This is a genomic window from Gordonia sp. ALPHA1B1 (genome assembly GCF_005502615.1).
GTDB classification, from domain to species: domain Bacteria; phylum Actinomycetota; class Actinomycetes; order Mycobacteriales; family Mycobacteriaceae; genus Gordonia; species Gordonia hongkongensis.
The window spans coordinates 17,755-33,446 of the sequence record NZ_SCOC01000016.1; the positions used below are offsets into that span (position 1 = coordinate 17,755).

The window sequence follows — 15,692 nt, forward strand, 5'->3', positions numbered from 1 at the left end:
ACATGGAGAAGAAGTTCATCGGCGCCGGCCTGCTAGCAGGTCTGATCGCCGGCATCGTCTCGTTCGTGTTCGCGCGGTTCTACCTCGAACCCGTCGTGGGCAAGGCCATCGACTACGAGAGCGCCCGCTCGGCGGCCGAGGAGGCCCTGGCCCATGCCGCCGAACCGGGTGGTCACACCCATGGTGAGGGCGGAGAGTTGTTCACCCGCGCGATGCAGGAGAACCTCGGCGCGGGGATCGGCAACGTCGTGTTCGCGGTCTGCATGGGTGCGTTCTTCGCGGTGGCGTTCACGGTCTTGTGGAGCCACGTCGGCAGCCGTCACCCGGCCACGGATCCCCGTGCGGTCGCGGGCGTGCTCGGCGGCATCGGTTTCGTCGCCGTCTTCGCCGTCCCGTTCTTCGCCTACCCGGCGAATCCACCTGCCGTCGGCGACGACGACACCATCGGCGAACGAACCGGTGCCTTCCTCGCCATCACCGTGTCGTCGGTGATCCTCGCCATCGCGGCGGTGGTCCTGGCGTCGTGGTTGCGCCCGCGCATCGGTGGGTTGGTCTCGGCGGTCGCCGCCACGGTCGCCTATCTGGCCGGCATCGCTCTCGTGCTCGCCTTCCTGCCGTCGTTCAGCGAGGTCCCCGGCCCGGTCCGCGACGGCGCCGGACAGGTCGTGTTCCCGGGCTTCCCCGGTGACGTGATCGGGGATTTCCGGGTGTATGCGATCGCCAACCAGGTCATTCTGTGGACGGTTCTCACCGTCTCGTTCGCTCTGATCGTGGGGGCGATGGCCCGGTCGCAGGCGACTGACCGCGCTCGCGCGGTCTCCGTGCCGAACTGAGGCGATCACTGCCCGGCATGCAGATCATCACCGCCGGTCGCACCGGCCCCAACCGGTCGGTGCGGTTCGGCGGTGACCCGGTTCTCGATCAGCGTGGTCGACGCGACGTGCTCGCTCTGAGCGCGTCGCTCACCCGCCCGATCGACATCTGCGGCCCGGAGGCGGCGACCCGCGCCACCGCCGAGATACTCGGCGCGACAGGCGGCCTCATCGTCGACGACGCGCTGCGGACGCTCGATGTCGGTGCGTGGTCGGGCCTGTCCCCGGAGGAGATCGACCCCGTCGACCTCGGCGGGTGGTTCACCGACCCGGAGGCCCGCCCGCACGGGGGTGAGAGTGTCGCGCAGTTCGTCGACCGAGTCCATGCCTGGCGTGCCGGGCAGGCCGAGCACGGCGATGGCTACGTGGTGGTCGCGATGCCGGTGGCGCAGGCCCTGCTGTGCGTCGATGCGGACGGGTTCTTCGCGCGGGAGGTGCGTCCGGCCACCCTCTACACCTGCACCGATGCTCGGTAGGAACAGATCTGCGACGACGTACCTAGACATCGGCAGTGACTCCTGACACAGTTGGGGACGACAAAACTGAAACGTGTTCGCCCCTGCGCGGACACCGGTCTGGGAGTGTGACGATGTTCGAGTGGTCCGAAGAAGATCTGATGGTTCGGGACGCCCTGCGGGCGTTCATCGACAAGGAGATCCGGCCACATCTCGACGAACTCGAATCCGGCACGCTGCCGCCCTACGACATCACTCGCAAACTGCTGTCGAGCTTCGGTGTCGACGCGATGGCCAAGGACGCTCTCGAGAAGGAACTCGAGGCCGAGGCCAACGGGGAGAAGAAGAAGCCCTCGGGCGACGGCGGCGGTATGGGCGGCTCGATGTTCATGATGGTCAACATCGAACTGGCGGGGGTCTGTCTCGGTCTCGTCGCATCCCTGGGCGTGAGCATGGGCCTGACCGCCTCGACCATCCGCGGCAAGGGCACGCTCGCCCAGAAGAAGCGGTGGCTGCCCGAACTGGTCACGATGGAGAAGGTCGGCGCCTGGGCGATCACCGAACCCGACTCCGGATCGGACGCGCTGGGCGGTATGAAGACAACGGTCCGTCGCGATGGTGACGACTACATCCTCAACGGGCAGAAGACCTTCATCACCAATGGCCCCTACGCCGACACCATCGTCGTGTTCGCCAAGCTCGACGACGGCAGCGGCACCCCGATGCGGGACCGTAAGGTCCTGTCGTTCGTCCTCGACAAGGGGATGCCGGGACTGACCCAGGGCAAGCCGTTCAAGAAGATGGGCATGATGAGTTCGCCGACGGGCGAGCTGTTCTTCGACAACGTGCGCGTCGGCAAGGACCGCCTGCTCGGCGAGACCGAGGACACCGGTTCGGACGCGCGCGGATCCGAAGGCGCCAAGGCCGGTTTCACCGCGGAGCGGGTCGGGATCGCGGCCCTGTCGCTGGGCATCATCAACGAGGCGCAACGGCTTTCGATCGACTACGCGAAGAACCGCAAGCTGTGGGGCCAGGAGATCGCACAGTTCCAGCTCATCCAGCTCAAGCTGGCCGAGATGGAGGTCGCGCGCATCAACGTCCAGAACATGCTCTTCAGTGCCCTCGAGCGGGGCAAGGCGGGCAAGCCGCTGAGCTTGTCCGAGGCGTCGGCGATGAAGCTCTACTCGTCGAAGGCGGCCACCGACGTCGCGATGGAGGCGGTGCAGTTGTTCGGCGGCAACGGTTACATGGCCGAGTATCGCGTGGAGCAGCTTGCGCGCGACGCCAAGTCGCTGATGATCTACGCCGGCAGCAACGAGATCCAGGTGACCCACGTCGCCAAGGGGCTGCTGCGGGGCTGACGAACAGGCCCGGTCGTGTGGGAGAACGCCGACACGATCGGGCCGGGTTCAGGCGACCTCGCCGGCCCGGACCTCGACCGTCTGCGGCGTGGTGCCGGGCGTCGGCGACACGAGCGTCAGGTGGTCCGGCTGTGCCAGGAAGTCCTCGATGTCGCGTCGAGCCGCCTTCTCGATCAGCAACGGCACGAAGATCCTGACCTTGCAGTCGGCGAATCGTCCGTAGACGGCGTGCACACGTGCGTCGATGTCGTCGACAGCCATAACCGGAAACCGTGCGATCAGGCGACGAATCACCTGTTCGACTTCGAGCATCTCCTCAACCCGAGCCATTGGGACATTCTGCGGGAAAACCTTTGCGGCTGCAGGCTCATCGGGGAAACGACTGGTCACGATCGAGCATGCGACGGTGTGCTCCGTACCTGCCACGACAATTGCGCGTCCTCTTCGTCGGTTACCGCGCGGATGCCTCGGACGTGGCACAGAATGACCAGTTAGTCATTCGGTCCAGCCACGGGAGCGTACGGCCATGCCAGATTACTCATCGTCCTCGGGTGAACTCCGAGGCCCGGATCACGGCGGCCCGGCGGGCCCGATGTCGGGCAAGAAGTACCGCAAGCATCTCGAACCGCTGCACGCCGAGTTGGTCGCCATGCAGGAATGGGTCCGTGCGACCGGGGCGAAGGTCTGCATCGTCTTCGAGGGCCGGGACACGGCGGGCAAAGGCGGAGTCATCAAGGCGATCACGGCCAGGGTGAGCCCGCGGGTCTTCCGCGTGGTCGCGCTGCCCGCTCCCACCGAACGGGAGAAGTCGCAGATGTACCTCCAGCGGTACATTCCGCATCTGCCCGCGGCCGGCGAGGTCGTCATCTTCGACCGCAGTTGGTACAACCGGGCCGGCATCGAACGAGTGCTCGGATTCTGCACGGAGAAGCAGGCACACCAGTTCCTGGAACAGGTGCCCACGGTGGAACGGTCGATGGTCGAGTCGGGGATCATCCTGCTCAAGTACTGGCTCGAGATCAGCGAGGAACAGCAGACCCTTCGCCTGCAGAGCCGGATCGACGATCCGCGGAAGATCTGGAAGCTCTCCGACATGGACCTCGCGTCCTACAGCCGCTGGTACGACTATTCGCGGGCCCGCGACGAGATGTTCCGGTTCACCGACACGGGCTGGGCGCCCTGGTATGTCGTCTCCACCGACGACAAGAAACGGGGTCGGTTGAATGTGATCGAGCACCTTCTCGGTCAGGTTCCCTACACGCCGCTCGAACGTCCCCGGATCGAACTGCCGAAGCGGCAGAAGGCCAAGGACTATCGGCCACCCGAGCAGGCCCTGCACTGGATCCCGACCCCGTATTGACGACCCGAAACCGAACCGCAGTCGAGTAGTCACGACACCGCCCGAGCCCGAGGCAGGAGAGTTGTATGGCCATCGCACGCCCGCCGTCGTCACCGGAACGTCGGGAGGACGACGCCCCCGCACCGGCCTGGCACGTCCAGGACGTCGAATCCGTCGTGTCGGCGCTCGAGTCCGACAGCACCGGTGGACTGTCGTCGGCCGAGATCGACGACCGACGGACGCGGTTCGGCGACAACGTGATCGCCGCGGAACCGGCCCCGTCGGTGGCTGCACTGGTGCTGCTGCAGCTCAAGGATCCGATGAACCTGATGCTGATCGCCGTGGTGATCGTCAGCCTGGTGATCGCGGAGGTCTCGACCGCGCTGGTGGTCGCCGCCCTGGTGGTGCTCAACCTGGTGCTGGGCACTCGGCAGGAGCTGAAGGCCCGGGCCAGCGTGGACGCCCTGGCGCGGATTCAGGTTCCGCAGGCCCGCGTGGTCCGGGGTGGAGTCCTGGTGGAAGTTCCCGCGGCGCAACTCGTTCCCGGGGACATCGTGCAGCTCGAAGCCGGCGACTTGGTGCCGGCCGACGGACGTCTGGTGCGGGCCGCCACGCTGGAGACGCAGGAGGCCGCGCTGACCGGCGAGAGCGCGCCGATCCCGAAGGACCCCGCCGCGCTCACCGATGTCGAGCTGGCCCTGGGTGACCGCAGCAACATGCTCTTCCAGAACACCTCGGTCACCCGCGGCACGGCGACGATGGTCGTCACCGAGACCGGGATGCGGACGCAGATGGGACAGATCGCGTCGATGCTGTCGGCGATCGCTCCACAGCGGTCACCCCTGCAGCGCGAGCTGGATTCACTCACCAAGATCCTGGGCGTGATCGCCTGGACCGCCGTGGCGATCATCGTGGTGATCGGGCTGGTGCGCGGACAAGACCTGGCGACGGTGATGCTGCTCGGTATCTCGATGGGCATCTCGGCGATACCCTCCGGTCTGCCCACTTTCGTCCAGGCGATGCTCGCCTTCGGGGCCCGGCAGCTCGCGGATGCCAAGGCGGTCGTCAAGAACCTCACCGACGTGGAGACGCTCGGCGCGACGAGTCTGATCAACTCGGACAAGACCGGGACACTCACCATGAACCAGATGATGGTGCGCTCGTTGTACTTCCACGGTCAGTGGTTCGCCGTCGACGGTGAGGGCTACGGCAAGACCGGGAGCATCACCCAGGCGGCGGGCGAGCCGGTTCCCGATTTCACCATGCTCGCGTACGGACTGTGCCTCGACAGCGACGCCACCGTGTCGGACGCCGGCGCCGTCATCGGCGATCCGACCGAGGCGGCGCTGATCGTGCTGGCAGCCAAGATGGGGGTCGACGCGCCGCTCACCCGCCAGACCTATCCCCGTCTCGCCGAGGTTCCATTCGACTCGGCCTACAAGTTCATGGCGACGTTCCACCGGCTGCCGGTGGACGGCACCGTCCGTCTCGTCGAGATGGTCAAGGGCGGTCCGGATGTCGTGCTGAACCGCTGCCGCTGGGCGTTCCGCCCCGGACGGGAGAGGGTGGAGCTGGCGGAGGTCCGGGCCGAGATCGAGGCGGCCAACGAGCAGATGTCGGCCGAGGGCCTACGTGTGCTGGCCTTCGCCGCGCGCGTGCTCGACGGCCGGGAGGACGAGGTGACCGCCGACCCGATGGCGTTCGTGGACGATCTCGTCTTCGTCGGGATGGTCGGGATCATCGACCCGTTGCGTGCCGAGGCCGTCGACGCCGTCCGCACGGCGCACGCCGCGGGGATCGATGTGCGGATGATCACGGGGGACCACACGGGAACCGCGTCGGCGATCGGTGCGCAGCTGGGACTCGGTCCCGGGGCCATCAGCGGTACCGAACTCGCCGCGATGTCCGACGAGGAACTCGCCGAGGCGCTTCCGCGGTTGCATGTGTTCGGGCGTGTCACGCCGTCGGACAAACTCCGGCTCGCCGACGTGATGCAGCGCCAGGGCGCGGTCGTCGCGATGACCGGCGACGCGGTCAACGACGCGGCCGCGCTGAAGAAGGCCGACATCGGGGTGGCGATGGGCTCGGGCAGCGAGGTCACCAAGCAGGCCGGCAAGCTGATCCTCACCGACGACAACTTCGGGACGTTGATCACCGCGATCCGGTTGGGGCGCAGCGTCTACGACAAGATCGTCGCCTACATCCGCTACCAGATGTCCAAGCTGTTCTCACTGGTGCTCCTGTTCCTGGTCGCGAGCATCTTCGACATCAACGAGGGCGTCGCGCTGGCGCCGCTGATGGTGGTCTTCCAGCACTTTTTCATCACCCTGTTCCCGGTGATCGTGATCATGCAGGACCCGCCGGCACCGGATCTGATGGCCAAACCACCACGGGACCCGAAACAGCCGATCACGAATCGCGCGTCGTTCGTGCAGTGGTTCGCCTACGGGGTCCTGCAGTTCGCGGTGACCTTCGTCGCGATGATGGTGGCGCCCGGTCCGATGAGCCCGACCGAACCGAACGTCCCGATGACCATGGGCTTCGTGGTGCTGTCCCTGGGTTCGGTGTTCGCCGGGTTGGTGATGCGGCGCGATCCGGAGTCGGGCCTCACACCGCCGATCGTCAACGCCGTGAAGATCCTGTCGATCCCGATCATCGTCACCGTGCTCGCGGTGGAGCTCGGATTTCTGCAAGACCTGCTGCAGACGACCTCGCTGACCGGCGGCCAGTGGCTCGCCTGCATCGGATGGTCGCTGATCATCCCCGTCGTGGTGGAGGCGGAGAAGTGGGTGCGACGTCGCCGGAGTCCGGCGGTGTCCGCGATCTCGGCCGTGGAAGCGGTGGCACCCCGGCGAGCTCTTCGCTGACCGAACGGGCGGCTACGAGGCCCGGTGTGGGTTCCACGCCAGGTACCACAACTGCAGCCAGTCCAGTTGTGGTGGCGCGACCCGGGTCTCGGGCCGGTGCCGGGGGACCCGTACGCGGAGCGCCCCGGGCGTGATGGTGCACCGCACCGGCGTCGTGAGCTGCAACGATTCACCGTCGACCCCGACCGGGATGACCTCGGCGTCGGCGTCGACGGTCACCTCGGTGGCGATGCGCTGGACGAGTCCGCGGTCGTGGGTGCGCCGCAGGAGGCCGACGGCCTGCCGGGTGTCGGACACCGAGACGGTGACGACCCCGAGCCGTCCCTCGTCGATGCGGGTGCGGCGACCGAGCCCGGCCACGTCGTTGGTGGCATAGGGGCCGTTGCTGACGAGGACGGCCTGGGGATCGGCGATGGTCTCGCTGCCGACGACGGCCCGCAGACCCGACCTCGTCCCTCTGCCCAGGAGGTCGGGAAGCATGCGTAACACCGTGCGTGTCTTGTCATCTCGATACTGCGAACTCTGGACCACCTCGGCGTAGATGCCGAACGACGCGTTGTTGACGAACGGCCGACCGTTGATGTGACAGAGGTCGACATGGAACTCGACGCCGTCGCGCAGCGCGTCGAGACACCGGGCGGGGTCCTGACGGTCGAGCCCGAGATCGAGAGCGAAATGGTTTCGGGTGCCGGCACTGATGACCAGGAAGGGTACGCCCGCCTCGGCCGCGACTCCGGCGACGAGGGCCTGGGTGCCGTCACCTCCCGCGACACCGAGCAGGTCGGCCCCGCGCGCCACCGCGTCCCGTGCCAATTGCTCCACGTCGATCTCCACCGGCCCGTCCAGCAATACGACTTCGGCGCCGAGGGATTCGGCCTTGCGCTGCAGATCGAATCGGACGACCTTCCCGCCACCCGAACGCGGGTTCATGATGATGAACGGGCGGTGGACGTCCGGCGCCGGGTGTTCGGGCATCAGGGAGTCGATGCGCGACGGCCGCAGCGCGCGCCGACCGCATCCGACCGCGGCGGCCGCCAGCAGCGCGGCGGCGATCACGACCCAGAGCTGTCGCTCGCGAAGGAGGAACACCACGAGAACCGCCACCGGCAGGACCGCGAGAGCGGCCGAGACGATGCGGAGGACACCACGGCTGATGAGGAACCAGTACACCGCGGCGACGATGACGACGGCACAGACACCACAGATCGCCAGGAGGCCCAGCAGGCGGAGGAGGCCGGCGGCGGCCACCGGCAGCAGGATCGCGGCGACGGCCAGCGCCATGGCCGCGCGCGCCCACCATCTGCGTGTCGTGGGCGGCGCGACCTCGGCGGCGACCGACGCCTGACTCATACCGTCTCGACGGCCGGCGTCGCCGCGCCGGGCGTCTCCTGATCCGGTGGATCGGACTCCTCGTTCCGATCCTTGGCGGCCCAGTCCTTCGCCGGCCTGATCACGAGTTCGAGGATCAGGAGTGCGAGGAGTCCGAAGACGGCGATGAGGAGGACCACCAGACCGGTCGGATAGCTCCAGAAGACGAGCAGCAGCGCCGCGATGCCGATGATCGCGCTGCGCAACGCGATTCGCGCGCGGAACAGGCTCTCCTCGAAGGCATTCGGCGGCCGCGAGCGTCGTATCCGCTGCACCGAGTCGAGTCCGTGGCCGAATCCGCGCCGGACGGCCGTGGCCGAGGCGGACCCGCCCAGCAGGTAGGCCCCGACGGCGACCACGAGCCCGAGGACCGCCACGGCACGCAGCGCCAACCGCAGCGGATCGAGCACCGTGTCGATGGTGGCGGCCGCGGCATCCGGGGCGAGGATGTCGGGCGGCATCGCGTCGAGATAGAGCGCTCGGCCGATCAGCAACGCGATGGCGAGGACGAGCATGGCGAGGACGAGTGACAGTCCGGCGAGCGAGAGGGCCCGCAGACGCCGACCGCGGGGTGCAACGGCCACGGCGGCGAAGGCGAGCGCGATCGTCAGCCAGGGCAGGACGTCGGCGGCGGTGTCGAGTGCCGAGACGGCACGCTGGGCGCGGACCAGTTCGGGTGAGCGGAACAGGACGAACTGCTTGTCGACGGCGGGGATCTTCTCGGCGAAGGTGAAGCCGCGGTCGAGGAGGCGTGCCTTGACGTTGTCGATCACGGTACCGAGCGAGATGCTGACGGTGCCGGAGTCGTCCACGGTCACCGACGACGGTCCGACGTCACCGGTCACGACCGCGACAAGGGCGGTGTGTGCGGCCCGATTCGCCTGCAGCCACAGGGATTCGAACTGATCGCTGGCGACGAACGACGACACGGTCTGTTGCACGAAGCCGCGGGCCTGGCCGGCCAGGACGGGAGCGAGGCCCTCGACCGCCCGGTCGACGCGTGGTGCGTTCTCGGTGGCCGGAACCGCGTCGGTCAGGGTCGTCAGCGCCGCCGCGGTGAGTCCCTCGACGTCGATGCGACTGAAGATCTCATCGGTGATCGTGTTCGAGATCTCGGCTTGCACTGCGGGATCCGAGGCGAGCGGAGCGACGGTGCTGACGTAGCGGTCGGTGTCGAGGATCTCGCCGCGGACGAACCGCGATGTCACCGAGGTGATGGCGAGTACGGCGACGAGGATGCACAGGACCGCGACGGCGAACCAGCGCCACCGGTTCCGCCGGGTCGGGTCGGGGGTCTTGGTGGCCGGCCCGGTGCCGGCCGCGTCGCGCAGGCGCGCGACCTCGGCTCGTAGTCGTTCGAGTTCGGCGCGCTCGGAGTCGGTGATGCCGACGCTCGGCTCCGCGCTCTGTCCGTTGGTGTCCGTGGTCATCTCGACGCCGCCCTTCCGGCCGCTGATCGTCTGGGGTTCCGGTGCTGACAGAACGCGCTCCACCGCCGAGGGGTGCCTCGACGGTGGAGCGTGGGTCGGGATCTAGCGGTATTCGGCCTTCGGCTGCCAGGTCGAGACGGCCCAGATGACCACGATGTCGAGAGCGATGATGAGGATCGACCACCAGGGGTAGTAGGGCAACCACAGGAAGTTGGCGATGATCGACAGACCGGCGATCACGATCGCGGTGAACCGTGCCCAGGTCGCGCCGGTGACGAGTGCGATGCCGACGCCGGCCATCACGACCCCGAGGGCGATGTGAATCCAGCCCCATGTGGTGAAGTCGAGCTTGTAGACATACTCGACGCCGCGGACGAAGACCTCGTCCTCGGCGACCGCGGCGATGCCCTGGAAGAGTTGGATGACACCGAGGACGATGAGGATGATCGCGGCGCCGATGGAGGTCCCCGCGGCGATGTTCTGTGAGGTGGACGGACGGTTGTTCTCGTGGGTGGGTGCGGTGTGAGTCATGACGACGCCCTTCTCTGGACAACCTTGACTGTGGACTACACGTACAGGGGGAGTGTCCTCCGAGTCATGCCGCCCCGCAACCGTTTCGGCGAGAGCGGGCCCAGAATTGTGACCATGGGCCGGAACTCGATGCCGTTGCCGCGCAACCGATGCGCATTGCTAACGAAAAAGGGTCAGGTCTCTTGCCGAGCGAGTCGCCAGATGCGGTCGCGTGACATCGGCGTCTCAACGGGCCGGCTCCCGAGTGCGCGACGGATGGCGTTCGCGAGCGCCGGCGCGACCGGGTTGTACGGTGACTCGCTCATCGATTTGGCGCCGAACGGGCCGAGTTCGTCGCTGGTCTCGGCGAAGTAGACCTCCGTGACGGGGATGTCGGCCATCTGCGGGACGCGGTACACCCGGAAGACGTTCGTGATCGGCCGTCCGGCCTCGTCGATCATGATCTCCTCGTAGAGCGCGGTGCCGATGCCTTGCGCGACACCGCCTTCCACCTGGCCGCGACATTGCTCGGGGTTCATCACGGTGCCCGCGTCGGCCGCGTGCACCGATTGCAGGATGCGGACGGTCCCGGTCAAGGTGTCGACCGCGACGCGGAAGGCCTGCACGTTGAACGCGATGGAGCGCATCTCCCCGCGTTCGGCGCCCGCGGCGACGGCGCGCGGTCCGGCCGGGTGGTCGACCCGGTTCGACGGGTCGACCGCGCCGATGAGATCGACGAACCCGACGATCCGGCCGTCGACCAGCGCGCCCTCCGCCCCGAGGCCGACCTGTACCGGGTCCGTTCCGGTGAGCCGCGCCGCGGCGTCGACCAGGGCGTCACGCAACGCGAGACATGCTGAGTGCAGCGCTTTCCCGGCCACGGTCGTGCCCGCCGAGGCGAACGCCCCGGTGTCGTGCACGACGGCATCGGTGTCGCCGTGCCACAGCGAGACCCGGTCCAGTCCGGTCGACAGCGCGGTGGCGACGATCTGGGCGTGGACCGTGGTCGTGCCGTTGCCGAACTCGGCGGTGCCCACGCCCACGTGGTAGGTGCCGGCGGCGTCGACCGCAACGGTGACGTCGGCGAAGTGCCCGCGCGGGGCCATGGTGGCGATCGCGGCGATGGCCATGCCCTCGCCGACGCGCCAGCGGTCTCCCGACGGTGCTTCGACCCCGTTGCCGGCGTGCAATGCATGCTCGGCCAGATCGAGACACTGGTCGAGTCCGTAGCTGCCGTAGACCAGGTCGACCTCGGGTTCGGCGCGTGCGATGAGGAGGGGATCGCCGTCGGCGACGGCGTTGCGGCGTCGGAACTCGAACGGGTCGATGCCGAGTTCGATCGCGAGTTCGTCCATGGCGCTCTCCACGGCGAAGACCACCTGGCCGAGGCCGTAACCCCGGAACGCGCCGGACGGCGGGTTGTTGGTGTAGACGACCTCCGCGTCGAGGCGCTTCACCGGGCAGTTGTACACCGACACCGATTCCGCGCACGCGTGGAACATCACGCCGATCGCGTGGTTGCCGTAGGCGCCGGTGTCCGACAACAAACTCACGCGCAGGCCGGTGAGCTTGCCGTCCGCATCGGCTCCGACGTCGACGGTGACCCGCATCGGGTGCCGGTATGTGGTCCGGGTCAGTTCGTCGGTGCGGGTCATCTCGTAGGCGCAGGGTTTGCCGGTGCGGAGCACGGCCAGGGCGACGAGGTCCTCGGTCAGCATCTCCTGCTTGCCGCCGAATCCACCGCCCACCCGGGCACTGAAGACCCGGATACGCTCCGGCGGCAGATCGAAGAGGAGCGCGAGCTCGTTGCGGACCAGGAACGGGACCTGGGTGCTGGTCCGGATGACGAGGCGCCCGTGTTCGTCGAACCACCCGATCGACCCGTGGGTCTCCAACTGGGCGTGCGAGACCCGCCCACTGGACCAGGTGCCGTGCACCGTCGCCGACGATGCGGCGAGTGCGGCGTCGACGTCACCGCCGAACCCCTCGTGAAAGGTGGCGATGACGTTCCGATGGGCCTCGGCGACCCGGTCGGCGGGAGTGCGATCGGGATGCAGCAGTGGGGCTCCGGGGCTTCTGGCCTCTTCCGGGTCGAAGACCGCGGGGAGCACTTCGTAGGTGACGTCGATGAGCGCCAGGGCCTGGTCGGCGACCGCTGGGGACGACGCGACCACCGCGGCGACCCGCTGACCGACGAATCGCACCACCGGGTCGAAGACGAGTGTGTCGTCGGGATCCTCGAGGCGGCTCTCGTGGCGTCCCGTGGAAAACTGCGGAGTGGAGACGTTTTCGTGGGTGAGGATCAGCTCGACGCCGGGTAGCGCGGCGGCGTCGGTGGTGTCGATGGCGGTGATCCGTGCGTGCGCGTGCGGCGAACCGAGTACGCGGATGTGCAACGTCCCGGGCGTGGGGACGTCGAAGGTGTACGGCTCGGTTCCGGTCACCACGCGCCGGGCGGCGAGCGGAGCGACCGATTCGCCCACGAGTGGCCGTTGCGCGGGCTCCGCGGGCGCAACGGGGGACGCGGTGCCGGTGGCGGCTGCGGTGATCGCGTCCCGGATGGAGCGGTAACCGGTGCAGCGGCACAGGTTTCCCTTCATCCGCCGCGGCAGGTCGGGGAGATGCTCGGCGGTGACGGTGGAGGCGGTCACGATCATTCCGGCGGTGCAGAAACCGCACTGGAATCCGAAGTTGTCGACGAATGACTGCTGGACGGGGTGCAGGTCGTCGGGGGTACCGAGCCCGGCCACCGTCGTCACCGACTTCCCGGCGGCGCGGTGAGCGGGATAGATGCAGGAGTGCACGGGTTGTCCGTCGACGAGCACCGAGCACGCCCCGCAGTCGCCGGCGTCGCAGCCCTTCTTGACCTCGTAGTGCGCGTGTTCGCGAAGAAGCATCCGAAGGCACTGTCCCGCAGCGGGTTCGGCGTCGAGCGACTCTCCGTTGACCTCGAATCTCATGCGCCGGCTCCGAATCCCATGTCGTTGGTCCCGTTCGTCGCCGACGACAACTCCGTGCGGATCTCCTCGCCCAGCACCGCCGAGACGCCGCGGCGCCAGTCGGCCGAGCCCAGCGCGTCGGTGTAATAGCCACTTGCCGCGACGATGTCGTCGTGCAGCGCGTCGCGGGTCGGTAACCCGTTGTAGCGCAGCACGGTCGGCCATTCGGTGGCCGCGGTGATCCCGAAGGTGGCGGCGCCGTCGTCGTCGACCCGGCCGGTCACCACGGCCCCCGAGCGACCGAGCTCGGCGAGGGCGATCTTGCGCACGGAGGTGCGGGCGCGTAACGCGTGGGCGGGGAAGTCGATGGCGCGCAGGACTTCTCCCGGTGCGAGGAGGTTGATGCCGTTGCCGATGACCAGCTCGGCGACGGGTAGATCGCGGTCGGTGCCGTCGGGACTCCACACGTGGGCGGTCGCGTCGAGCCCGACCGCCAGCGAGACCATCGACGCCGCGGCGTACGACCGGCAGATGTTGCCGCCGACGGTCGCCATGTGCCAGATCTTGAACGACGCCAGCAGTGCGTTCGCGCACTGGGCGAACATCGGGTGGGCCACGAAGCCGGGGCGTGGGGGGAGTGCGACGAGTTCGGCGATAGTGCAGGTGGCCGCGATCCGGAGACCACCTCCCGGCAGGTCTTCGACAGGTGCCCAACCCATCTCACTGAGGTCGACGAGTCCCGTGGTCGCCGGCTGCGGCTCGGAGAACACCCAGGTGCCACCGGCGACGATCTGTTCGCCGGGGGCAGGGAACGCCTCATCCCGCGTGCGGGCGAACCGGTAGTGGGAGACGGCGGTGAGGTCCATCAGCGTGCCCTGTCGAGGAGGCGGGATGCGGCGGTGGGTGGCTCCCACCGTACGAGGCCGATGCCCCCGTCGGAGCGGATCGCGGAGATCGACATCGAGAGAAGCACGGCGTCACGCTACGTGCATCCGGTACGGTCCGCATCTCGTGGGCCGGCGACCCGGCCCGCAGGTGACCGGGTCGTCAGACCGGGGTCTCGGTGCTGCGGCCGTGAGCGGGAATCGCGAAGGCGACCACGGCGGCGATCGCACTCATGACGAGGGCGATGGCCGACGCCCACAGGTAGCCCTCGGCGGTCGGCACCTCGATCGCGGTGCCGTCGGCGACGGAAACCGAGATCATCGACCACGTCAGCAGCATGCCGACCGCGGCGGCGGCCGTCGAGGTGCCGATGATCCGCATGAGGGCGTTGACGCCGTTGGACTCGCCGGTCTGCTCGACGCTCACCGATTGCATGATGAGCGCCGGCATCGCGGAGTAGGCGATGCCGAGGCCGGCGCCGATGCAGCAGGCGATGACCATCATGTGGACCCAGGTGAGGTCCCACGGGCCGGCGATCCCGACGATGAAGATCACGTAGCCGATGCCGATGATGACCGCGCCCAGGGCGAGGGAGATGCGGGCGCCGAAGACGGCGTTGATGCGACCGCTGATGTGCGAGAACACGAACATGACCAGGCCGCTGGGCGCGAGGATGAGACTCGCGTGCACCATGTCGTACCCGAAGCCGTCCGGGCTGTTCGTCGGGGCCATCAGCAACTGGATCGGGATGAGTTGCATCGCGTAGAAGGCGAAACCGGTCGCGATCGAGGCCAGATTCGTCAACAGCAGCGGGCGCTTGCCCAGGATGCGGAGATCGATCAACGGACTGTCGCGACGGAGTTCGACGAGGACCCACACGCCCAGCGACATGAGGAAGCCGGCGAACAGGCCGAGCGTCAACGGAGCGGACCATCCCCACTCGGCGCCCTTGGACAACGGCAGCAGCAGACAGACGAGGAGCACCGTCAGTCCGAGGGCGCCGAGCGCGTCGAACCGGCCGCCGGAGGGCTTGGCGGTGGAGCGGACCGTGAGGGCCACGCCGACACCGGCCAGCGTCGCGGCACCCGCACACGACCAGAACAGGGCGTGCCAGCTCACGTGTTGGGCGATGAGGGCGGCGACCGGGAGCCCGAGCGCACCGCCGATGCCGAGTGAGGCGCTCATCGTTCCCACCGACGAGCCGAGGTGGCGGGGCGGGACGATGTCGCGCATGACGCTGATGCCGAGCGCGACGATGCCGAAACCCAGCCCCTGGAGACCGCGGCCGATGATGAACAGCGGGAGCGACGTCGCGACCGCGCAGGCCACGGAACCCGCTGCGACGAAGCCGAGACTGACCAGGATGGCGAGGCGTTTGCCGTACATGTCGCCGATCCGCCCGCCGATGGGGGTGGCGACCGCGCCGAGCAGCAGCGTGATCGTGATCGCCCACGTGGTGTCGGAGGCATCGGCGTGCAGCAGCGCGGGGAGCTGAGGGATGAGCGGCACGATGATCGTCTGCATCAACGCGACGACGATGCCGGCGAGGCAGAGCACGGCCACCGCGAGCCGCGGGTGGGGCTTCTCGGCGGTGGGATCGGGGGGCGGGAGGTCCGGAGCGCTGTCCGTCGTTCCGTCGGCGTCGGTGCGGCTGGTCACGCCGTCA

Annotated in this window: 12 protein-coding genes; 5 read left to right on the forward strand and 7 right to left on the reverse strand. The window is 68.2% G+C overall.

Features of this window, described 5'->3' with window-relative positions:
* Positions 1-2 precede the first annotated feature (2 nt).
* The 3 genes from FFS52_RS12650 (at position 3) to FFS52_RS12660 (ending at position 2,688) form a co-directional block, all read left to right on the forward strand.
* Positions 3-833 carry a CbtA family protein gene (locus FFS52_RS12650; RefSeq protein WP_137809905.1) on the forward strand — a complete coding sequence of 277 codons (831 nt, stop codon included), beginning with the start codon at positions 3-5 and terminating at the stop codon, positions 831-833.
* 17 nt (positions 834-850) lie between these two features.
* Entirely contained in the window at positions 851-1,348 is a 498-nt protein-coding gene (locus FFS52_RS12655) for a histidine phosphatase family protein (RefSeq protein ID WP_068970322.1), read from the forward strand.
* Between the two features lie 113 nt (positions 1,349-1,461).
* A complete protein-coding gene (locus FFS52_RS12660; RefSeq protein ID WP_058250638.1) occupies positions 1,462-2,688 on the forward strand; it encodes an acyl-CoA dehydrogenase family protein in 1,227 nt (408 codons plus the stop codon).
* A gap of 48 nt (positions 2,689-2,736) precedes the next feature.
* On the opposite strand, the gene FFS52_RS23760 is transcribed toward FFS52_RS12660, so the two are convergent.
* Positions 2,737-3,114, reverse strand: a complete 378-nt coding sequence (locus tag FFS52_RS23760; protein ID WP_189340040.1) for a hypothetical protein — start codon at positions 3,112-3,114, stop codon at positions 2,737-2,739.
* Positions 3,115-3,214: 100 nt separating this feature from the next.
* Between FFS52_RS23760 and ppk2 the strand changes: the two genes are divergently transcribed.
* Together ppk2 and FFS52_RS12675 are read left to right on the forward strand one after the other, a co-directional pair.
* The gene (gene ppk2 / locus FFS52_RS12670) at positions 3,215-4,048 is read left to right on the forward strand and encodes a polyphosphate kinase 2 (RefSeq protein ID WP_058250637.1); all 834 of its coding nucleotides are present in this window, start codon (positions 3,215-3,217) and stop codon (positions 4,046-4,048) included.
* Between the two features lie 65 nt (positions 4,049-4,113).
* Entirely contained in the window at positions 4,114-6,894 is a 2,781-nt protein-coding gene (locus FFS52_RS12675; protein ID WP_137809906.1) for a cation-transporting P-type ATPase, read from the forward strand.
* Between the two features lie 12 nt (positions 6,895-6,906).
* Here FFS52_RS12675 and FFS52_RS12680 read toward each other — a convergent pair whose 3' ends face one another.
* The 6 genes from FFS52_RS12680 to FFS52_RS12705 form a co-directional block, all read right to left on the reverse strand.
* Positions 6,907-8,244 carry a diacylglycerol kinase family protein gene (locus tag FFS52_RS12680; protein ID WP_137809907.1) on the reverse strand — a complete coding sequence of 446 codons (1,338 nt, stop codon included), beginning with the start codon at positions 8,242-8,244 and terminating at the stop codon, positions 6,907-6,909.
* Positions 8,241-9,692: a hypothetical protein gene (locus FFS52_RS12685; RefSeq protein WP_068970326.1), complete on the reverse strand. Its 1,452-nt coding sequence runs from the start codon at positions 9,690-9,692 to the stop codon at positions 8,241-8,243. The genes FFS52_RS12680 and FFS52_RS12685 overlap by 4 nt, the downstream gene beginning before the upstream one ends.
* Before the next feature lie 102 nt (positions 9,693-9,794).
* Complete coding sequence (locus tag FFS52_RS12690; protein ID WP_055475098.1) at positions 9,795-10,223, reverse strand: hypothetical protein; 429 nt, start codon at positions 10,221-10,223, stop codon at positions 9,795-9,797.
* Between the two features lie 173 nt (positions 10,224-10,396).
* Positions 10,397-13,162, reverse strand: a complete 2,766-nt coding sequence (locus FFS52_RS12695) for a molybdopterin cofactor-binding domain-containing protein (RefSeq protein ID WP_137809908.1) — start codon at positions 13,160-13,162, stop codon at positions 10,397-10,399.
* Positions 13,159-14,007 (reverse strand): FAD binding domain-containing protein, encoded by an 849-nt coding sequence (locus FFS52_RS12700; protein ID WP_137809926.1) that lies wholly within the window; start codon positions 14,005-14,007, stop codon positions 13,159-13,161. The genes FFS52_RS12695 and FFS52_RS12700 overlap by 4 nt, the downstream gene beginning before the upstream one ends.
* Before the next feature lie 181 nt (positions 14,008-14,188).
* Entirely contained in the window at positions 14,189-15,685 is a 1,497-nt protein-coding gene (locus tag FFS52_RS12705) for an MFS transporter (protein ID WP_137809909.1), read from the reverse strand.
* Positions 15,686-15,692 lie beyond the last annotated feature (7 nt).